General features: G+C 61.8%; 20 protein-coding genes. 2 read left to right on the top strand and 18 right to left on the bottom strand.

Features of this window, described 5'->3' with window-relative positions; translation table 11 throughout:
- Positions 1-6: 6 nt before the first annotated feature.
- The 15 genes from EGJ27_RS07620 to EGJ27_RS07690 form a co-directional block, all read right to left on the bottom strand.
- On the bottom strand, positions 7-609 hold the full coding sequence (locus EGJ27_RS07620) for a DUF4823 domain-containing protein (protein WP_125830127.1): 603 nt from the start codon (positions 607-609) through the stop codon (positions 7-9).
- 118 nt (positions 610-727) lie between these two features.
- On the bottom strand, positions 728-1,408 hold the full coding sequence (locus EGJ27_RS07625) for a TetR/AcrR family transcriptional regulator (protein ID WP_125830128.1): 681 nt from the start codon (positions 1,406-1,408) through the stop codon (positions 728-730).
- Between the two features lie 476 nt (positions 1,409-1,884).
- On the bottom strand, positions 1,885-2,670 hold the full coding sequence (locus EGJ27_RS07630) for a TatD family hydrolase (RefSeq protein WP_125830129.1): 786 nt from the start codon (positions 2,668-2,670) through the stop codon (positions 1,885-1,887).
- 14 nt (positions 2,671-2,684) lie between these two features.
- Positions 2,685-3,041 carry a PilZ domain-containing protein gene (locus EGJ27_RS07635; protein ID WP_125830130.1) on the bottom strand — a complete coding sequence of 119 codons (357 nt, stop codon included), beginning with the start codon at positions 3,039-3,041 and terminating at the stop codon, positions 2,685-2,687.
- Positions 3,042-3,073: 32 nt separating this feature from the next.
- Positions 3,074-4,060, bottom strand: coding sequence for a DNA polymerase III subunit delta' (locus tag EGJ27_RS07640; RefSeq protein WP_125830131.1), 987 nt, complete (start codon positions 4,058-4,060; stop codon positions 3,074-3,076).
- Positions 4,053-4,685 carry a dTMP kinase gene (tmk, locus tag EGJ27_RS07645; RefSeq protein WP_125830132.1) on the bottom strand — a complete coding sequence of 211 codons (633 nt, stop codon included), beginning with the start codon at positions 4,683-4,685 and terminating at the stop codon, positions 4,053-4,055. Before tmk ends, EGJ27_RS07640 begins: the two co-directional genes overlap by 8 nt.
- A gap of 19 nt (positions 4,686-4,704) precedes the next feature.
- Positions 4,705-5,832: an endolytic transglycosylase MltG gene (mltG, locus tag EGJ27_RS07650; protein WP_177522977.1), complete on the bottom strand. Its 1,128-nt coding sequence runs from the start codon at positions 5,830-5,832 to the stop codon at positions 4,705-4,707.
- A 3-nt stretch (positions 5,833-5,835) separates the two neighbouring features.
- The gene (pabC, locus tag EGJ27_RS07655) at positions 5,836-6,651 is read right to left on the bottom strand and encodes an aminodeoxychorismate lyase (RefSeq protein ID WP_125830133.1); all 816 of its coding nucleotides are present in this window, start codon (positions 6,649-6,651) and stop codon (positions 5,836-5,838) included.
- The gene (gene fabF / locus EGJ27_RS07660; RefSeq protein WP_125830134.1) at positions 6,651-7,895 is read right to left on the bottom strand and encodes a beta-ketoacyl-ACP synthase II; all 1,245 of its coding nucleotides are present in this window, start codon (positions 7,893-7,895) and stop codon (positions 6,651-6,653) included. Before fabF ends, pabC begins: the two co-directional genes overlap by 1 nt.
- 111 nt (positions 7,896-8,006) lie before the next feature.
- On the bottom strand, positions 8,007-8,243 hold the full coding sequence (acpP, locus tag EGJ27_RS07665; protein WP_125830135.1) for an acyl carrier protein: 237 nt from the start codon (positions 8,241-8,243) through the stop codon (positions 8,007-8,009).
- Positions 8,244-8,434: 191 nt separating this feature from the next.
- Entirely contained in the window at positions 8,435-9,178 is a 744-nt protein-coding gene (fabG, locus tag EGJ27_RS07670; protein ID WP_125830136.1) for a 3-oxoacyl-ACP reductase FabG, read from the bottom strand.
- A gap of 15 nt (positions 9,179-9,193) precedes the next feature.
- A complete protein-coding gene (fabD, locus tag EGJ27_RS07675; RefSeq protein WP_125830137.1) occupies positions 9,194-10,132 on the bottom strand; it encodes an ACP S-malonyltransferase in 939 nt (312 codons plus the stop codon).
- 117 nt (positions 10,133-10,249) lie between these two features.
- The gene (gene plsX / locus EGJ27_RS07680) at positions 10,250-11,272 is read right to left on the bottom strand and encodes a phosphate acyltransferase PlsX (protein ID WP_125830138.1); all 1,023 of its coding nucleotides are present in this window, start codon (positions 11,270-11,272) and stop codon (positions 10,250-10,252) included.
- Positions 11,273-11,276: 4 nt separating this feature from the next.
- Positions 11,277-11,459 (bottom strand): 50S ribosomal protein L32, encoded by a 183-nt coding sequence (gene rpmF, locus EGJ27_RS07685; protein WP_003179396.1) that lies wholly within the window; start codon positions 11,457-11,459, stop codon positions 11,277-11,279.
- Between the two features lie 13 nt (positions 11,460-11,472).
- A complete protein-coding gene (locus EGJ27_RS07690) occupies positions 11,473-12,000 on the bottom strand; it encodes a YceD family protein (protein WP_125830139.1) in 528 nt (175 codons plus the stop codon).
- Between the two features lie 106 nt (positions 12,001-12,106).
- Between EGJ27_RS07690 and EGJ27_RS07695 the strand changes: the two genes are divergently transcribed.
- Positions 12,107-12,685, top strand: a complete 579-nt coding sequence (locus tag EGJ27_RS07695) for a nucleoside triphosphate pyrophosphatase (RefSeq protein ID WP_177522978.1) — start codon at positions 12,107-12,109, stop codon at positions 12,683-12,685.
- A 54-nt stretch (positions 12,686-12,739) separates the two neighbouring features.
- Here EGJ27_RS07695 and sppA read toward each other — a convergent pair whose 3' ends face one another.
- Genes sppA through rluC form a run of 3 tightly spaced genes read right to left on the bottom strand, consistent with a single transcriptional unit; the run spans position 12,740 to position 15,377 of the window.
- A complete protein-coding gene (gene sppA / locus EGJ27_RS07700; RefSeq protein WP_125830141.1) occupies positions 12,740-13,744 on the bottom strand; it encodes a signal peptide peptidase SppA in 1,005 nt (334 codons plus the stop codon).
- Positions 13,745-13,768: 24 nt separating this feature from the next.
- Positions 13,769-14,431 carry an HAD-IA family hydrolase gene (locus EGJ27_RS07705; RefSeq protein ID WP_125830142.1) on the bottom strand — a complete coding sequence of 221 codons (663 nt, stop codon included), beginning with the start codon at positions 14,429-14,431 and terminating at the stop codon, positions 13,769-13,771.
- Entirely contained in the window at positions 14,421-15,377 is a 957-nt protein-coding gene (gene rluC, locus EGJ27_RS07710) for a 23S rRNA pseudouridine(955/2504/2580) synthase RluC (RefSeq protein ID WP_125830143.1), read from the bottom strand. Before rluC ends, EGJ27_RS07705 begins: the two co-directional genes overlap by 11 nt.
- A gap of 725 nt (positions 15,378-16,102) precedes the next feature.
- Between rluC and rne the strand changes: the two genes are divergently transcribed.
- On the top strand, positions 16,103-19,288 hold the full coding sequence (rne, locus tag EGJ27_RS07715) for a ribonuclease E (RefSeq protein WP_218568049.1): 3,186 nt from the start codon (positions 16,103-16,105) through the stop codon (positions 19,286-19,288).
- Positions 19,289-19,487 lie beyond the last annotated feature (199 nt).

Consider the following 19,487-nt stretch of genomic DNA (forward strand, 5'->3'; position numbering starts at 1 on the left):
TTACTCCTAACGCGGTACACCCAAGAGCATACGAGCGTAGTCCTCAAGGGGTGGACCGAGCAAATCTTCCGGGCGCTTGTCGTAAAGCGTCAGCAAACCGCCACGACTGCGAATGCGGGCGCTGTCGATCAGGTAACGGGTGTTGGTTTCGATGAGCATCAGCTGGATCACACCGCTGTCGACGCCCAGACGGTCGACTTCTTCCTGATCCGCCCACTGGTCGCCATTGCTGATGCGATCATCCGCCTTGGCAAAGCGGGTATAGAGCAGATAATGCGCACCGGCGCTGCGGGCCTCGATCATCGCTTCATCCAGGCCCAACGGGGCTGGAGCGCGGCGAACCATGGGAAAATATTCGACAAAGCCTTTGAACGCTTCCTCGGCCACCACATTAGGCCGCGGATACGCCTTGCCAGGCGGCACGAAGGCGCCTTGGGCGATGTAGATGAAAGAGTCCGGCTGGACGCGCCAGTTCGAGATACGACGGGTATCGCTGTGATCCAGCAGCCCTGCGTCGCTGAACTGCTCGCGAACACCTTCGCCCATGTCACTGACTTTCATGCAACCGCTCAACGCTACCAGCGCCAGCAGTAGAACCAGGCTACGCATCTTCCCCTCCAGAGGCCGGTGACGGAAAACCGGCGAATGGTCGTCGGATGCAGCTTCCGCGCCAGCTCTGGCACGATCAGAAAGAAAGCCTGGTCGGCAATGCCCGCAGCCGTCAGCCCTAGGCCGGCTCCGACCCGGTTTCCGGCCGGGGCTGAGGCAAGCCGTGGGACGTCGCGTCGCCATCGCGCTTGCGTTTGTTGCCCATGCGCACGCCAATATCCATCAGGAAATTGAAGAAGCCTTCCTGGTCCTCCAGCACGTTGCTCCAGAACGGCGAGTGATATAACGCGACCGCGCCGTGCACCAGCGCCCAGGCGGCGCAGTAGTGGTAGTACGGCGGCACGTCTTCGAGCTTGCCTTCGGTGATGCGGCCCTTGATCAGCAGCGTCAGGTGCTCGAAGTTCGAGGCGCGGATCTTGTGCAGTTCCTCCACCAGTTCCGGCACCTGATTACCCTTGACCACCTTCTCTTCCAGCCGGTCGAACAGGCGATAGCGCTGCGGGTCGCGCATGCGGAATTCGAAGTAGGCGCGCGACAGCGCTTCCTTGTCCTTGTCGACATCGGCCGAGTGCAGCAACTCGTTCAGGTCCCGCTCGTAATCGAGCATCAGCCGCAAGTAGATTTCGGCCTTGGACTTGAAGTGCTTGTAGATGGTGCCTTTGCCTATGCCCACGGCGTCCGCGATCATCTCGACGGTAACACTGTCTTCGCCCTGCTCAAGGAACAGCTTGAGTGCGGTATCGAGAATTTCTTGTTCGCGACGGCGAAACTCGCGGACTTTACGAGGTTCTTTCTGCATGAGAAGGTCTTGTAGGGATCAAAATCGAAGCCGCGTATTATGCCCAAGTTGCGTCAGATTGCACGGATCATCCGACCATCTCGAGGTATCTGGCGGAAAAAACGGCCAACGGCGATGGCTGTGCGTGGTGCTCTGTCTTCAGAGCGGACGACCTTGTACCTGCGGATGTCACCCCCACACAGTGACCGCCGGTCCTTGCAGCGATTGCGTCGTCCATCTGCAAGCCGCTTGAGGCAAGAAAGGGCCAACGAGCGCTGACCAGCCGGTTTAGTATTCCAAAACTGTTTAAAAAATGAACAACAAGCACTGGACGCGAGACGATCCTGATCAATACTTGAATCGTTGGCGAGCCATCTCCCCCAAGTGGTGCGCCAGTAAAGGCGCCAATGGACCGCGTGCCTTTGTTTTACTCCTAATGGTCTTAACCCGGCTTCACCCCCCAGAATCCGGGTTTTTTTTGCCCGGGATTCGGCGTGTCAGGTCCGAACGTGGGCCAGCGGGAACAGACGGCGGAAGTTCTCCGTGGTCTGCCGGGCGAACTGCTCGTAAGGCTCGCCGCGCAGCATTGCCAGGAATTCGGCCACATCACGCACGTACTGCGGAAGGTTCGGCTTGCCGCGATGTGGGATGGGCGCCAGATACGGCGAGTCGGTTTCCACCAGCAGACGATCGGACGGTACCTGACGGGCCACGTCGCGCAACGCCTCGGCGTTGCGAAAGGTCACGATACCCGACAGCGAGATATAGAATCCCAGGTCCAGAGCCGCCTTGGCCATTTCCCAGTCTTCGGTAAAGCAATGCAGAACGCCGGCCTGAGGCAGCGCCGCGTCGCGCAGCAGCTGCAACGTATCGGCACGCGCACCGCGCGTATGGACGATCACCGGTTTGCCGGTACTCTGCGCGGCCTGCAGGTGCAGACGAAATGACGCCTGCTGCAGCTCGGCGGCTTCCGGTTCGTAATGGTAGTCCAGGCCGGTTTCGCCGATCGCCACCACTCGCGGATGATCCAGCTCTCCCAACAGCCAGTCCAGCGCAGGCGCTTCGCCGGGCTTGAGGTCCAGCGGATGGACACCGACCGAACAGTCGACGTCGTCGTAGCGCTCGGCCAGCGCCTTCACGGCTCCGGCGTTGTCGGCACTGACGCCGATGCACAGAAAATGCCCGACACCCCTGCCCCGTGCGGCGTCAAGCGCAGCGTCCAGAGAGCCATCGTGCTGGGTGAGGTCGAGACGATCGAGGTGACAATGGGAATCTACAAGCATGGGCAATGGGGCAACTACATCGTATGGGTAGGACGGTCGGACTTCAGCGCGCCGACCAGATAGGTTTCGATCAGGTTCCGGGCAGTGTTGTCGCCATCATTGAACTGCACGCCAACGCCGGCGGCGCGGTTGCCCTGGGCACCTTTGGGCGTCACCCAGGTCACCTTGCCCGCTACCGGGACTTTCTCGGGTTCATCCATGAGGCTCAATAACATGAACACTTCGTCGCCCAGCCGATAGCTCTTGCTGGTCGGGATGAACAGACCGCCGTTCTTGATGAACGGCATGTAGGCGGCATACAACACGGACTTGTCCTTGATGGTCAAGGACAGGATGCCGTTACGTGGACCGGTGTTAAGCGGCAAGCTCATTGCAACTCCTCGCGGGTTCCGAATGGCAGAGTCTACGCCTGTCCGGGCAAGCCTGCCCACTGCACGAGCAGCGCTTCGAGCAGCAGCACCCGATTGAGGTTGGCCTTGGACATGACTTTCTGACGCTGGGCCAGGATCCAGTCCTGCAGGTCCAGCACTTTGCCGCGTGCCGACTTCTGCGCCAGGTACTGCACCACCTTGCGCATATCGGCCAACCCCAGACCGTCTTCGTCTTCGGTGAGCTGATAGCGCAGGATCAGCTGGGACCAGTCGCAGAACCAGTCAAACAATTGCAACAGCGCAACGTCCTTCCAGCCTTCTGCCAATTGGGTCGGCGACTGCTGTTGCTTGAGCAGTTTCTTGACCCCATCCACCACCAGCGCTCGCTGTTCGCGCACGCCCTGGCCATGCAGCCTGACCGCAGCCAGGGGCGAGCCTGCGGCCAGGGTCAGCAATTCGAGCCGCTCTTGCTCGGAGCAATCCGGCAAGGCGTTGCCCAGCCAGTCCAGGCTCAACCGCTGACCGGGCAGCGGACAGGCCTGCTGCACGCAACGACTCTTCACCGTCGGCAGCAAACGGCTCGGCTGATGGCTGACCAACAGCAATACCGTGTTGCCGGACGGCTCCTCAAGGCTTTTGAGCAGGGCGTTGGCCGCGTTGATGTTCATCGACTCCACCGGCTCGATCAACACCACCTTGCGCCCGCCCATTTGCGAGGTTTGCACCACGAAGCTGACCAGATCGCGCACCTGATCGACCTTGATCGGCTTGTCCGCTTCTTCAGGCTCGAGAATGTAGTTGTCCGGATGACTGCCGGCGACCAGCAGCAGACACGACTTGCACTGCCCGCACGATTCAAGCCCGTTGAGGTTCTGGCACAGCAGGCTGGCCATCAGCCGCTCGGCCAGCGCTCGCTTGCCGATGCCGATCGGCCCGTGCAGCAGGTAAGCGTGAGCGTGCTGGGGACGCCCGGCCAACTGCTGCCAGAGCGCTTCCTGCCATGGATAGGCCTCAGCCACGGTAACGCTCCAGCAGTTGCGGCAGCCAGGCGTCGAGGGAGCGCTGCACGTCCGCCAGCGACTGGGACGCGTCGATCAGCCGGTAACGGGCCGGCTCAGCCTCGGCACGTGCCAGGTACGTACTGCGCACTGCATCGAAAAACGCCCGGCCTTCCTGCTCGAAGCGATCCAGACGGCCTCGGGCAGCGGCCCGGGCCAGGCCGATTTCCACCGGCAGATCGAACACCAGCGTCAGGTCCGGACGCAGGTCACCCTGCACGAAGCTTTCCAGCACGGCGATGCGATCATGGGACAGACCGCGGCCGCCGCCCTGATATGCGTAAGTCGCGTCCGTGAAACGATCGCACAGCACCACTTCACCGCGGGCCAGGGCGGGACGAATCACCTCGGCAAGGTGCTGGGCGCGGGCGGCGAACACCAGCAGCAGCTCGGTATCGGTGCACATGTTTTCATCGCTGGGTGCCAGCAGCATGTCGCGAATGCGTTCGGCCAGCGGCGTGCCGCCCGGTTCGCGGGTCAGCAGAACCTCGACGCCCCGGGCACGCAGCTGCGCGGCCAGATAATCACGGTTGGTGCTCTTGCCCGCGCCTTCCGGGCCTTCCAGGGTAATAAACAAGCCGGTCACAGGCAGTCCTTAGTCGTTGTCATTGCGAAACCGGGACCTCTGGCGACGCGTTGGGCGCGGCAGCGGGTTCGGGTTCCGGGGAAAGGGTGTCCGGTTGCACCTGAGCGCCGGACGCAGGCGTCGGGCTGGAGCGATAGTCGGCGCGGCGCTTGAGCTGATACTCGCGCACCGCGGCGTTATGGGCGTCCAGATCAGTGGAGAACACATGACTGCCGTCGCCCTTGGCCACGAAGTACAGGCTGTTGCCCATCACCGGATTCAGCGCCGCGTGAATCGCCTCGCGCCCCACCAGCGAGATCGGCGTGGGCGGCAGGCCGATGATCATGTAGGTGTTGTAAGGCGTCGGCTCGCGCAGGTTGGCGCGGGTCAGCTTGCCGTTGTATCGCTCGCCCATGCCATAGATGACCGTCGGGTCGGTCTGCAACATCATGCCCAGCTGCAAGCGACGCACAAACACGCCGGCAATCTGGCCGCGCTCATAAGGTACGCCGGTTTCCTTCTCCACCAGCGAAGCCATGATCAGCGCCTGGTAAGGATCGGCGTATGGCGCGCTCGGCGCACGCTGATTCCATTCATCGTCGAGTACGTCTTCAAGGCGCTTGTAGGCTTGCTTGAGCACTTCGGCGTCGGTCATGCCACGCACATAACGGTACGTGTCGGGAAAGAAGCGCCCTTCGGGGAATACGTCGGGATGGCCGATCCTGTTCATCAGCTCGCTGTCGCTCAACCCGGCCAGGGTCTGACCCAGCTTGGGCTGGGCTGCGAGGGCCGCTCGCACCTGGCGGAAATTCCAGCCTTCAACCAGGGTCAGGTTGTACTGCACCACTTCCTTGCGCTTCCACACCCCGAACAGTGCTTCGATATCCATGCCCGGCGTCATCCGGTACTCACCGCTGTGCAAGGGCTGCTCGGCCAGGTTGAAGCGCCAGTAAAGACGCAGCCAGAACGCATCGCGGATCACGCCATCGTTCTGTAGACGATTGAGCACCCCGGAAGGTGTCGAGCCGGCCGGCACGTCGAGCATTTGTTCCTGAGTGACGTTCAGGGGCTGGTTCAACGCCGAGTGCTGTTTCCAGACCACGAAGCCCAGCAGCAGGACGGCCAGGACCACGGCGGTCTCCAGCAACACCAAAAATTTTCGGATCACGTATCAGATATCCAGAAGCGCGTGGGCAATGCCCTGCAGTTTACGGGTGAGCGGACCAATCGACCAGTTCAGCCGCTCGAAGCCGCGCACGGGCCATACCCCGTAAACGCTGTTGCAGACAAAGACTTCATCGGCCTGCTCCAGGTCGGACAGGCTCAGGTCGCGAATGTCCACCGCCACTCCAAGCCTGCGGGCCTGATCCAGCAACTCGGCGCGCATCACGCCGGCGACGCCGCAACGGCTGAGGTCAGCGGTCAGCAGACGCCCTTCGCGAACCAGAAAGAGATTGCTGTAGACCCCTTCGATCACACGGCCGGAGACATCGCACATCAAGCCCTCGGCATGCTTGTTGTCTTGCCACTCGGAGCGAGCCAGGACCTGTTCGAGGCGATTGAGGTGCTTGATCCCGGCCAGCAAAGGCTGTTCGGCCAGCCGGGTGCGGCAGGCAAACAGCCGGACGCCCTGCTCGGCATGCACCGCCGGATAGGACGGCGCGGGACCTGCCTGCAGGATGCGGCGCGATTGCGTATCCGGAGCCGGACCATAGCCGCGTTGACTGTCGCCACGGGTGACGATCAGCTTCATGATTCCGTCGCCCAGCTGCATGGCGAAGCGGGTCATTTCGGCACGGGCCAAAGCCATGTCCAGCGGAATCGCCAGGCGCCGGCAAGATGTTTCCAGGCGTTGCAGGTGTCGGTCGAACAGCAGCGGTGCACCGGCCTTCACGGCGATGGTTTCGAACACCCCATCGCCGTAGGCCAGGCCCCGATCCTTGAGCGGCAGCGCCTCGGCGAGGCAGCCGTCGACCCAGCTGAACATCACTCGCTGAACCGGCGGAACACCAGCGAGCCGTTGGTACCACCAAAGCCGAACGAGTTGGAGATAACCACGTCGATCGGCGTCTGGCGTGCTTCGTGAGGCACGAAATCCAGGTCGCAACCTTCGCTCGGCTCGTCGAGGTTGATGGTCGGCGGCGCGACCTGATCGAGGATCGACAGCACGCTGAAAATCGCCTCGACCGCCCCGGCGGCGCCCAGCAGGTGACCGGTCATCGATTTGGTGGAGCTGACTGCCAGCTTGTAGGCGTGATCGCCGAACACCGACTTGATCGCCGAGGCTTCCGCCAGGTCACCGGCCATGGTCGAGGTGCCATGAGCGTTGATGTATTGCACCTGTTCAGGCGTGAGCTTCGCATCGCGCAGTGCATTGGTGATGCAGCGGGCCGCACCGGCGCCGTCATCGGGCGGCGAGGTCATGTGGTACGCATCGCCGCTCATGCCGAAACCGACCAGCTCGGCATAAATGGTCGCGCCACGGGCCTTGGCGTGTTCCAGCTCTTCCAGGACCATGGCCCCGGCGCCGTCGGACAGCACGAAACCGTCGCGGCCCTGATCCCACGGACGACTGGCGCGGGCCGGATCGTCGTTGCGGGTCGACAGGGCGCGGGCCGCGCCGAAACCGCCAAGCCCCAGGCCGCACGCGGCCATTTCCGCGCCGCCGGCGATCATCACGTCGGCTTCGTCATAGGCGATGTTGCGCGCCGCCATGCCGATACAATGCGTGGCCGTGGTGCAGGCCGTGGCGATGGCATAGTTAGGCCCCTGGGCACCCAGATGGATGGACAGGAAACCGGAAATCATGTTGATGATCGAGCCTGGCACGAAGAATGGAGAAATCCGCCCCGGCCCTTGCTCGTGCAGCAGGCGACTGCTGTTTTCGATATTGGTGAGGCCACCGATACCCGAACCCATGGCAACGCCAATCCGCTCGCGGTTGGCATCGGTCACTTCAAGGCCGGCATTCCGCACGGCTTGAAAACTGGCCGCCAGACCGTACTGAATAAAGAGATCTAGCCGACGGGCTTCCTTGGGCGCGAGGTACTCCTCGACGTTGAAACCCTTTACCGAACCGCCAAAACGGGTGGTGTAGGCCGAAAGGTCCGTGTGCTCGATAAGGCCAATGCCACTGCGGCTTTCCAGAATGCCTTGCCAGCTGCTCGGCACATCATTTCCCAGTGGCGAAAGCATGCCCATCCCGGTGACCACGACGCGTCTACGCGACACAGGACTCTCCTTCTCTCTTGTTGACGAAAACATCACATCGTTTCAAAGAAAAAACCGCACGCCAGAAGGCAGTGCGGTTTTCCCATGACAGCTAACAGCGATTACAAAACATTACGCCTGATGGCTGGTAACGTAGTTGATAGCCAGCTGAACGGTGGTGATCTTTTCCGCTTCTTCGTCAGGGATTTCGGTCTCGAATTCCTCTTCCAGAGCCATTACCAGCTCAACGGTGTCCAGGGAGTCAGCACCCAGGTCTTCAACAAAAGAAGCTTCATTGGTGACTTCTTCTTCTTTGACGCCAAGTTGCTCAGCAACGATTTTCTTGACGCGCTCTTCGATGGTGCTCATACCTAGTTTTAACTCCTAATGGAAATAGTCAGGCATCTGGCCGGTGGGTAAGTGTATAGAAGAGGTTTTGCGAATTTCAAGCTAAACGCTCTTCCCTTACGTCCATCAGCCCCATGCCCGTGGATAGATTGCAGCTTTATAACGGATTTTTAGACAGCTGGTATGACATTTTTACGATGTGACGAGTCACATCAGCTCATGTACATGCCGCCGTTGACCGGGATTGTAGCCCCGGTCACGTAACCTGCGCCTTCGGACGCGAGAAACGCGACTACGTGTGCGATTTCCTGTGCCTGCCCAAGACGACCCAGAGGAATCTGGGTCAGCAAGGACTCACGTTGAGCCTCAGGCAGTTCACGCGTCATATCGGTATCGATGAAGCCTGGCGCGACTGCGTTCACAGTCACTGCACGCGAACCCACCTCACGAGCAAGAGCACGACTGAAACCTTCCAGCCCTGCCTTCGCGGAAGCATAGTTTACTTGACCGGCGTTGCCCATTGCACCGACAACCGACCCGATACTGATAATCCGGCCCCAACGAGCCTTGGTCATGCCGCGCAAAACGCCCTTGGACAGGCGGAACAGGCTGTTCAGATTGGTATTGACCACGTCATACCATTCGTCATCTTTCATGCGCATCATCAGGTTATCGCGGGTGATACCGGCGTTATTGACCAGAATCAGCGGCGCGCCGACGCGTGCCTGAATGGTCGACAGCACCGAATCCACCGATTCGGCACTGCACACGTCCAGCATCAGGCCGAAGCCCTCGATGCCCGCTTCCTTGAACGCAGCGCTGATTCGCTCGGCACCGGATTCGGACGTCGCCGTACCGACGACCACGGCACCATTGCGACCCAGTTCCAGGGCGATGGCTTGGCCGATACCACGGCTGGCGCCGGTGACCAGTGCAACTTTACCTTGCAGGCTCATGCAGGCTTCTCCTAATCAGGCCAGTGCCGCACGGGCGGCGGCAAAGGCGTCTGGGGTATCCAGATTGTAAGTAGTCACGCCTTCGGCGCAACGCTTGTTCAGACCGGCCAATACCTTGCCGGGACCGCACTCCACCAGCTGGGTAGCACCGCGACCGGCCAGGCACTGAATGGATTCGACCCAGCGAACCGGCTTGTACAGCTGTTCGAGCAGGTCACGCTTGAGGGTCGCGACGTCGCTGACCGCTGCGGCGCTGACGTTCTGCACCAGGGCGATTTCCGGGGCCTGCCAGTCGATGGCTTCGATGGACTCGGCGAAACGCTCGGCGGCCGGGCGCATCAGTTCACAGTGCGATGGCACGCTCACCGGCAACGGCAAGGCGCGCTTGGCGCCGCGAGCCTTGCAGATCTCCATTGCGCGTTTCACGGCTTCAGCAGCGCCCGCGATAACCACCTGGCCCGGCGAGTTGAAGTTCACCGCGCTGACCACTTCGCCCTGCGCCGCTTCGGCGCAGGCTGCGATGACGACAGCGTCTTCGAGACCCAGGATCGCCGCCATGCCGCCCTGACCGGCCGGCACCGCTTCCTGCATCAGCTGACCACGACGCTCCACCAGCTTGACCGCGTCGGCCAGGCTCAGGCTCTGCGCGGCAACCAGCGCACTGTATTCGCCCAGGCTGTGACCGGCGACGAACGCGGGAACCGCGCCGCCTTCGGCCAGCCAGACATGCCACAGCGCGACCGATGCAGTCAGGATCGCCGGTTGAGTCTTGTCGGTCTGGTTGAGCAGCTCGGCCGGGCCTTGCTGGGTCAGCGCCCAGAGGTCATAGCCCAGCGCGTCGGACGCTTGCTCGAATGTATCGAGGATCAAAGGATGCTGTGCGCCCTGCTCGGCGAGCATGCCGAGCGATTGCGATCCTTGACCCGGAAAGACGAATGCGAGGGATGCAGACATTTAACAAGCCCCTGAATTGTTGTCGCCAAATGGGCGTTCGGAACAGGCCGAACGCAGGAATTCAAAAATTACGTGACTGCCGGTTTGGATGACCGGGTAGTCGGATGCGTCACATCTTCACCGATTACCGCCCTGCAACAAGGCTTCCAGCCGCCCGTTCAGGCGTTGCGGCAGGTTTTCCCGCGTCTCGATCACGGCGCGCTGTATGGCGCTCTGGAATGCCTGGACGCCGGCCGAGCCATGACTCTTGACCACGATGCCCTGCAAACCCAGCAAGCTGGCGCCGTTATGCCGCGCAGGGGCCATGTCGGCCTGCAGGCGCCTGAGCACCGGCATGGCCACCACTCCCGCCACGCGGGTCAGCAGATTGCGACTGAACAACGCCTCGATCCGGGCCGCGATCATGGTCGCCAGCCCTTCGCTGGACTTGAGCAGCACATTGCCCACGAAACCGTCGCACACCACGACATCCGCTTCGCCCCGGTACAACCCATCGCCTTCGATGAAGCCGATGTAGTTGAGACCGCCCGCCTGCTGCAGCAAGGCAGCGGCCTGCTTGACCTGCTGATTGCCCTTGATGTCCTCGGTACCCACATTCAACAGGGCCACACGCGGCTTCGGCACGCCCAGCGTCTCGGCAGCCACCGAACCCATGACCGCGAACTGATAGAGCGCCTCGGCACTGCAATCGACGTTCGCCCCAAGGTCCAGCAACTGACAATAGCCGCTGCGCGTCGGAATCGCCGCGACCATCGCCGGTCGGTCGATGCCGGGCAGCGTCTTGAGCATGAAGCGCGACAGCGCCATCAGCGCCCCGGTGTTGCCCGCACTCACACACGCCTGGGCCTGCCCGTCCGCCACCAGCCTCAACGCGACACGCATCGACGAATCAGGCTTGCCACGCAGCGCCTGGGACGGACGCTCGTCCATGGTGATGATTTCGCCGGCCTGTACAACGTGCAGGCGCGAACGATCCACACCGGAATGGAGGGCGATCAGATCTTCAATGAGGGAGGTTTGGCCGACGAGGGCCAGGTGCAGCGAGGGTGTTGCGGTAAGGCACGCGAGACTGGCCTGAACAATGTTGCGGGGACCGAAGTCCCCGCCCATTGCGTCGATCGCAATGATCGGAGCGGACAAGAAATTACTCGTCAGCGCCCTTGTCGATCACTTTACGACCACGGTATACGCCTTCTGGCGATACGTGGTGACGCAGGTGAACTTCACCAGTGGTCTTTTCTACCGACAGAGTGCTTGCCTCAAGAGCGTCGTGCGAACGACGCATGTCACGGGCAGAGCGGGATTTTTTGTTCTGCTGAACAGCCATATTTGATTAACTCCTAAACGTTTGGGTCACGCTTTAACTGCGCCAATACACTGAACGGGTTGGACCGCGTTACCTCGTCCACGCTCGGTTCGGGCTCATCGAGACCCGCCGGTTGCTGGCATTCTTCCGGATGATGAGCAGGCACAATCGGCAAGGCGAGCAGAAGCTCTTCCTCGATCAATGCCAGCAGATCCAATGGATCTTCGCCCAGTTCCAGCACGTCATAACCTTTCGGTAACGACTGGGTATTCGCACCCTCCTTCACCACCGCGTAACTGCATTCGCTGTGGATCGGCAGGGTTACCAGCTCAAGACAACGCTGGCAAACCATCTTGACCGGGACGTCTATCGAACTGTGGATAACCACCGAACGGCGTTCGTCACGCTCAAAAACGAATTTAGCCTGCACCGTACCGACATTGTCGGAAAGCGGGTCGCAGAGTCTCTCCAAATGGGCCAGCAGCACTTCACCTTCAAGGGTAGTGCCACGATCAGCCAATTTGCGCGGGTCAACGTGAGATGGAATCGGGTCATTCAACATAGGCGCAGCATTCTAGGGATGCCCCCTTGGCATGTCAAAGGAAATTCAGGCCTGTTCGCTATGCAGACCACTGATTAGAATCGGCGCTCAGCCTACGGAGAACCGCATGCCTTCCCTGCTCCTCGCTTCCAGCTCCCCTTATCGCCGCGAACTGCTCGCTCGCCTGCGCGTTTCTTTCACCTGTCAGTCGCCGGATATCGACGAGAGCCGCCACTGCGACGAAGCCGCCATCGACCTGGTACAGCGCCTGGCGCGGGAAAAAGCCCAGGCGCTCGCCGCCGCTCATCCCGGCCACCTGATCATCGGCTCCGACCAGGTGGCGGTACTCGACGGGCAGGTACTGGGCAAACCCCACACTTTCGAGCGGGCGCTGGCCCAATTGTCGGCAGCCAGCGGCAACAGCGTAACCTTTCTTACCGGCCTGGCCCTGCTCAACAGCGATACCGGCACCTGCCAGGTCGACTGCGTGCCGTTCACGGTGCACATGCGCGAACTGGATCGCGCCGGCATCGAACGTTATCTGCATGCCGAACAGCCTTTTGACTGCGCCGGCAGCTTCAAGGCCGAGGGACTGGGTGTCAGCCTGTTCCGCAGCACCGAAGGCAGCGACGCGACCAGCCTGATCGGCCTGCCGCTGATCCGCCTGGTAGCCATGCTGAGCAAAGAAGGCGTGAGCATTCCCTGAACCCGGCACCACAAAAAACCCGACCAGCGGCCGGGTTTTCTGCCAAAGGATCGATCAGCGCAGCGTCGGCCCGGTGAAGCCGGCCCACATTGCGATACGCTCGGCGACGCTGGCGCCCAGCTTCTTGGAAAAACGATCGAACGGCGATTCCTGAACGGTGTAGTCGACAATGTTCTTTTCGCCGATCACCTCACGCGCCACATGACTGGAACTGCCCAGCGCGTCCACCAGCCCCAGGGCGACCGCCTGCTCGCCGGTCCACACCAGCCCCGAGAACAGCTCGGGATGCTCTTTATCCTTGAGCCGGTCACCACGCCCCTGCTTGACGCTGGCGATGAACTGCCGGTGCGTGGTATCGAGCACACCTTGCCAGAACTGCGTTTCTTCCGCTTTCTGCGGCTGGAACGGATCAAGGAACGACTTGTGCTCGCCGGACGTGTAGGTACGCCGATCCACGCCCAGCTTCTCCATGGTCCCGACGAACCCGAACCCGGCAGCGGTCACGCCGATGGAGCCAACCAGGCTGGCCTTGTCGGCGTAGATCTGGTCGGCGGCACTGGCAATATAGTAAGCACCGGACGCGCCCAGATCGGTGATCACGGCATACACCTTGATGTTCGGCTTCTCAGCGCGCAGACGGCGGATTTCGTCGTAGACATAGCCCGACTGCACCGGACTGCCGCCCGGGCTGTTGATACGCAGGATTACGCCTTTGGTGTTGGTATCCTCGAACGCCTTGCGCAGACTGGTGACGATATTGTCGGCACTGGCCGGCTCCTTGGCGGCGATCATGCCTTCGATCTCGACCAGCGCCGTATGGCTGCCGGAGGTCGAAGCGCTCTTGTCGAAATCCATCAACGGCGTGAACAGCAGCAACGCGCCAAACAGATAGGTAAAGGTCAGGATCTTGAAGAAGATGCCCCAGCGGCGCGAGCGACGCTGCTCCTGAATGCCGGCCAGCAGCGTTTTCTCCAGCAGCTTCCAGCTCCTGGCGTCTTCCTTGCCGTCATGAGCCTCGTTCGCGCTTGGCGAAGTCGGTGCCTTCCATTCGTCAGACATAGCAGTGTCACTCCAACCTGAAAACTAGATACCGCGCTCGCCCAGCCAGGTGCGCAGCTCGGAAAAACCCTCGATAGCCAGGCGCGGCTCATAGGCGCGCAACGAGTCCAGGGACTGGGCGCCATAGCCGACCGCCACCGAATCCATTCCCGCATTGCGGGCCATCTGCAGATCGAACGACGAATCGCCGATCATCAGCGAGCGCTGCGGCGGCACATCGCAATGCGCCATGATCTCGTGCAACATCAGCGGGTCCGGCTTGCTCGCCGTCTCGTCGGCCGCCCGGGTAATGTCGAACCAGTCGAGCCAGCCATTGGCCTTGAGCACCCGATCCAGCCCGCGCCGCGCCTTGCCGGTGGCGACCGCCAGGTGATAACCCTGGTCGCGAAACACCTGCATCGACTCCAGCACACCGTCGAACAACGGCGACGGTACGTTATCCATCGCCATATAACTGTCGGCGTAGCGCTGCCGGAAATCGACCAATTCGTTGCCGGTGATATGCGGATAAAGCGTACGAATCGCCTCGGGCAGCCCCAGACCGATGATGCCCTTGATCGCCAGGTCGTCACGAACCTCCATGTCGCTCTGCACCGCCGCCACGCGCATGGCCTCGACGATACGACCGATGGAATCGGCCAGCGTGCCGTCCCAGTCGAAAATCAGCAGATCATAATCACGGCGCACTCAAACGCTCCACGGTCTTGGCCCACATCTCGTCGACCGGCGCCTGCACTTGCAGCTTGCTGCCATCAGGCATCGGCACGGTCAGCAGGTAGGCATGCAGGAACAGGCGCTTGCCGCCCAGGTCTCGAATTTCCCGGCTGAAATCTTCATCGCCGTATTTGGTGTCGCCGGCAATCGCGTGCCCGGCATGCAACGTGTGCACACGGATCTGGTGGGTACGGCCGGTGACCGGCCTGGCTTCGACCAGCGTGGCGAAATCGCCGAAGCGACGCAGCACTTTGAACAGGGTCAGCGCTTCCTTGCCTTCGTCGTTGACCTCGACCATCCGCTCGCCGGAACGCAGGTTGCTCTTGAGCAGCGGCGCGCGGACCTGTTTCTGGGCGGTGGCCCAGTTGCCGCGCACCAGCGCCATGTAGCGCTTGTCGACGCCGTCACCGCGCAGGGCTTCATGAAGATGACGCAGCATGCTGCGTTTCTTGGCGATCATCAGCAGGCCGGACGTGTCGCGGTCCAGGCGATGCACCAGCTCCAGTTCCTTGGCATCCGGCCGCAACTGGCGAAAGGCTTCGATGACACCGAAGCTCAGACCGCTGCCGCCGTGCACGGCAATCCCGGTAGGCTTGTTGAGCACGATCAGCGCCTTGTCTTCGTAGACAATGGCAGCTTCCAGGCGCTGCAGCAGCCCTTGGGCAACCGGCACCGGCTCATCGCGCTCGGGCACGCGCACCGGCGGAATGCGCACGATGTCGCCGGCCTGCAACTTGTACTCAGGCTTGATCCGGCCCTTGTTCACCCGCACTTCGCCCTTGCGCACGATGCGGTAGACCAAGGTCTTGGGAACACCCTTGAGATAAGTGATCAGAAAATTATCGATGCGTTGACCGGCAAGTTCCGGCGCAACCTCTACCAGCTGGACGCCGGGGGTTGGAGGGGCAATATTCGTCATGCGGCGGATAATAACAATTTTTTATGGATTTGAAGCACTTAATGATTGCTGCTATAGTCGCGAACGCCGCCAAAAGCGGCCGGACAGCGGACAAACGGTTGACAACCGGCCCTGCCCAACGCAATTCACAAGGACGGGAGGCCGTCCTACGGGGCTTTCGGTGACAACGGAGCGCGCTGGAAACGTAACGAGCGCAGGTGACATGAGGCCGGAAACACGCCAGATCGCAGAGTGAATCACTCGCCTTCAGTGCGCACAACCCATGGCCAGTTCACAAAGTGCAGTCGTTTCCAGAAGCTACGAGCGAATGTTTCGGGAACAACGCCTCAAGCCATGATGCGCGACCTTCCCAATCGAAGGTTGCGGTAAATGCCAACCCGCTGCGGATTCTGCGCGCGGCAGCACCCGAATTATCAGGGATACGTGTAGGGTGGAGACGCACAACCATCGGACTGTGTAGCACAAGGCTTGTTTTAGACGCTTCATCTCGTCCGCTACCGATGGTCGATTCCTCCTCCTGACAAAGCTTTTGCTGACAGGGTGTCATATGTCACCACAGCAAGCAGGAAACGTCGTCGCGAATCTTTGACCCCTCTGGTCGAGAACCTCGCTAGACACTGGAGTGTCCAACCACTCCTGACGCGCCCTGACACCGACCGTGAGAAGTCGTGTGTGCCGAACGCCGTTTCCGGCAGCCCGGAAACCGACGGTACTACATGAAAAGAATGCTGATTAACGCAACTCAACCCGAAGAGTTGCGTGTTGCTCTGGTAGACGGCCAGCGCCTTTACGATCTGGACATCGAGTCCGGTGCACGCGAGCAGAAGAAGGCCAACATCTATAAAGGCCGCATCACTCGCATCGAACCCAGCCTTGAGGCTGCCTTTGTCGATTTCGGCTCCGAGCGCCACGGCTTCCTGCCCCTCAAGGAAATCTCCCGCGAATACTTCAAGAAAGCCCCTGAAGGTCGCGTCAACATCAAGGACGTCCTGAGCGAAGGCCAGGAAGTCATCGTTCAGGTCGAGAAAGAAGAACGCGGCAACAAGGGCGCAGCCCTGACCACGTTCATCAGCCTTGCAGGCCGCTATCTGGTCCTGATGCCCAACAACCCGCGTGCCGGTGGCATTTCGCGTCGTATCGAAGGCGAAGAGCGCAACGAACTGCGCGAAGCCCTCAACGGCCTGATCGCCCCAGCCGACATGGGCCTGATCGTTCGCACCGCCGGCCTTGGCCGCAGCAGCGAAGAAATGCAGTGGGACCTCGACTACCTGCTGCAGCTCTGGACCGCGATCAAGGAAGCTTCCCTCGATCGCTCGGCTCCGTTCCTGATCTACCAGGAAAGCAACGTCATCATCCGCGCCATCCGCGACTACCTGCGCCAGGACATCGGCGAAGTGCTGATCGACAGCATCGAAGCCCAGGAAGAAGCCCTGACCTTCATCCGCCAGGTGATGCCGCAGTACGCCAGCAAGATCAAGCTGTACGAAGACAGCGTTCCGCTGTTCAACCGTTTCCAGATCGAAAGCCAGATCGAGACCGCTTTCCAGCGCGTCGTCGAACTGCCTTCCGGCGGCTCCATCGTCATCGATCCGACCGAAGCCCTGGTGTCCATCGACATCAACTCGGCACGCGCCACCAAAGGCAGCGACATCGAAGAAACCGCCCTGCAGACCAACCTGGAAGCGGCTGAGGAAATCGCCCGTCAACTGCGTCTGCGCGACATCGGCGGCCTGATCGTCATCGACTTCATCGACATGACGCCGGCCAAGAACCAGCGCGCCGTGGAAGAGAAAGTCCGCGAAAGCCTGGAAGCCGACCGCGCCCGCGTTCAAGTGGGTCGCATCTCGCGCTTCGGCCTGCTGGAAATGTCCCGTCAGCGTCTGCGTCCATCCCTGGGCGAAAGCAGCGGCATCGTCTGCCCGCGTTGCAACGGCACCGGCATCATCCGTGACGTCGAATCGCTGTCGCTGGCGATCCTGCGCCTGATCGAAGAAGAAGCCCTGAAAGACCGCACTGCCGAAGTGCGCGCCCAGGTGCCGATCCCGGTTGCCGCGTTCCTGCTCAACGAAAAGCGCAACTCGATCACCAAGATCGAACTGCGCACCCGCGCCCGCATCGTGATCCTGCCGAACGATCATCTTGAAACGCCGCACTTCGAAGTGCAGCGTCTGCGTGATGACAGCCCGGAAGCCAACAACGCCCAGACCAGCTACGAAATCGCTGCGGCTGCCGCCGAAGTGGAAGAAATGGCCCCTCAGGCCGCCGCGACCCGCACCCTGGTTCGCCAGGAAGCCGCGGTCAAGACCGCTCCGCCACGCGCCAGCGCTCCGGTGCCGGCTCCGGTCGCCGAGCAGCCTGTCGCTGCCGCGCCTGTCGCCCACGAACCGAGCCTGTTCAAAGGTCTGGTGAAATCCCTGGTCAGCCTGTTCGCGACCAAGGAAGAGCCGGCCGCGCCGGTTGTGGTCGAGAAGCCGGCCGCCGAACGCCCTGCCCGCAACGAAGAACGCCGCAACGGTCGTCAACAGAGCCGTGGCCGCAACAACCGTCGCGACGAAGAGCGCAAGCCACGTGAAGAACGTGCACCGCGCGAAGAGCGTGCCGAACGTGCACCGCGTGAGCCGCGCGAAGAACGTGCCCCTCGCGAGGAACGTGCTCCGCGTGAAGAACGTGCGCCTCGTGAAGAGCGTGCTCCGCGCGAAGAACGTCCGGCCCGCTCGCCACGTGGCGACCGCAAGTCCCGCGAGGACCGTCCGGTCCGCGAGCTGCGTGAACCGCTGGATGCCGCACCGGCCGCCGACACCGCTCCCCGTGAAGAGCGTCCTGAACGTGCCCCGCGTGAAGAGCGTCAGCCACGCGCACCGCGTGAAGTCCGCGAGCCTCGTGAAGAGCGTCAGCCACGCGCCGAGCAGGCTGTCGCCGCAGCCGGTGAAGAGGAAGAACTGCTGCTCAACGAAGAGCAGGCGCAGGACGATGGTCAGGAAGGCAGCGAAGGCGACCGCCCTCGCCGTCGCTCCCGCGGCCAGCGTCGTCGCAGCAACCGTCGTGAGCGTCAGCGTGATGCCAACGGTGATGTGATCGAAGGCTCCGACGAGAACGGCAGCGATGACAACGGTGCCGAACTGGCTGCCGGTGTAGCCGTGACCGCAGCCGTTGCCGGCGGCGTGATCAGCGCAGAAGCCGAGGCCGATGCGCACCAGCAGGCAGAACGTGCCAACCAGGCTGTCGAACCACCGGTTGCCGCCGAAGAACCGGCCAAGGCCGGGGAAGTGAAGGCCGTTGAAATCGTCGAAGCTGCGGTAGCGGACACTTCGGCTGTTGAAGCACCAGCCTTCGAGGCTCCGCACGTCGAGGCCTCTTCGGTAGAAACGCCAGCCGTGGTGGAAGCTCCGGCCGTCGAAGCACCGATTGCCGATGCAGCGCCGAAAGCCGACGCCGCTCCGGAAGTCGAAGTCGAGCCGACACAGGTGGAAGCGCCGGTTCTGGCGGCCGCGACCGAGCAGGCCGACGCGCCTCACGCCGAGCGCGTGGTGCCTTTCACTCCAACCCCTGCGCCGCAAGCGCCGGTCGAGGTTGAAGTCGAGCCGGCCAAGGCTGAAGAAGCTCCGGCTTCCGAGTCCGCTGAATTGCCGGTTTCCGAGCCGGTCGTCGTGCAGGAAGCACCTGCGCCTTACGCTGCCCCTCAGGCGGTTGCAGAAGCAGCCCCAGAGGAAGCGCCTAAGGTCGAAGCCGCGCCTGTCCCGACTGAAGCGCCTGCGTTGCCAGTCAGCAGCACCGGCCGCGCACCGAACGATCCTCGTGAAGTGCGCCGTCGCAAGCGTGAAGAAGAAGCTCGCCGCCTGGCGGAAGCGCAACAAGGGGCAGCTGTCGAGCCCAAGGCCGAGGAAGAGACCGAGACCAAACCTCTCGTCTGATCCCCGCCCATGAAAAAGCCCTACCTGTGTAAGCAGGTAGGGCTTTTTTTATGCTCTGGATCAGGCGCGCAGTGGGAGCGGACCGGGCGGCGCTCCGCTTGTCCGCGAAGACTGACTTCCAGACGACGCGGATGTGTTGGCTGTATCGACCTCTTCGCGGACAAGTCCGCTCCTACGGGCGGCTTGCTGCGGCAGCGAT

Source organism: Pseudomonas sp. v388 (genome assembly GCF_003935425.1).
Taxonomy (GTDB): domain Bacteria; phylum Pseudomonadota; class Gammaproteobacteria; order Pseudomonadales; family Pseudomonadaceae; genus Aquipseudomonas.

What these genes read in the sequence shown, in the direction of transcription:
- EGJ27_RS07620 (WP_125830127.1), bottom strand. Translation starts at nt 609, where the DNA reads ATGCGTAGCCTGGTTCTACTGCTGGCGCTGGTAGCGTTGAGCGGTTGC.
- EGJ27_RS07625 (WP_125830128.1), bottom strand. Translation starts at nt 1,408, where the DNA reads ATGCAGAAAGAACCTCGTAAAGTCCGCGAGTTTCGCCGTCGCGAACAA.
- EGJ27_RS07630 (WP_125830129.1), bottom strand. Translation starts at nt 2,670, where the DNA reads ATGCTTGTAGATTCCCATTGTCACCTCGATCGTCTCGACCTCACCCAG.
- EGJ27_RS07635 (WP_125830130.1), bottom strand. Translation starts at nt 3,041, where the DNA reads ATGAGCTTGCCGCTTAACACCGGTCCACGTAACGGCATCCTGTCCTTG.
- pabC (WP_125830133.1), bottom strand. Translation starts at nt 6,651, where the DNA reads ATGTTCAGCTGGGTCGACGGCTGCCTCGCCGAGGCGCTGCCGCTCAAG.
- acpP (WP_125830135.1), bottom strand. Translation starts at nt 8,243, where the DNA reads ATGAGCACCATCGAAGAGCGCGTCAAGAAAATCGTTGCTGAGCAACTT.
- fabG (WP_125830136.1), bottom strand. Translation starts at nt 9,178, where the DNA reads ATGAGCCTGCAAGGTAAAGTTGCACTGGTCACCGGCGCCAGCCGTGGT.
- fabD (WP_125830137.1), bottom strand. Translation starts at nt 10,132, where the DNA reads ATGTCTGCATCCCTCGCATTCGTCTTTCCGGGTCAAGGATCGCAATCG.
- rpmF (WP_003179396.1), bottom strand. Translation starts at nt 11,459, where the DNA reads ATGGCTGTTCAGCAGAACAAAAAATCCCGCTCTGCCCGTGACATGCGT.
- EGJ27_RS07690 (WP_125830139.1), bottom strand. Translation starts at nt 12,000, where the DNA reads ATGTTGAATGACCCGATTCCATCTCACGTTGACCCGCGCAAATTGGCT.
- EGJ27_RS07695 (WP_177522978.1), top strand. Translation starts at nt 12,107, where the DNA reads ATGCCTTCCCTGCTCCTCGCTTCCAGCTCCCCTTATCGCCGCGAACTG.
- sppA (WP_125830141.1), bottom strand. Translation starts at nt 13,744, where the DNA reads ATGTCTGACGAATGGAAGGCACCGACTTCGCCAAGCGCGAACGAGGCT.
- rluC (WP_125830143.1), bottom strand. Translation starts at nt 15,377, where the DNA reads ATGACGAATATTGCCCCTCCAACCCCCGGCGTCCAGCTGGTAGAGGTT.
- rne (WP_218568049.1), top strand. Translation starts at nt 16,103, where the DNA reads ATGCTGATTAACGCAACTCAACCCGAAGAGTTGCGTGTTGCTCTGGTA.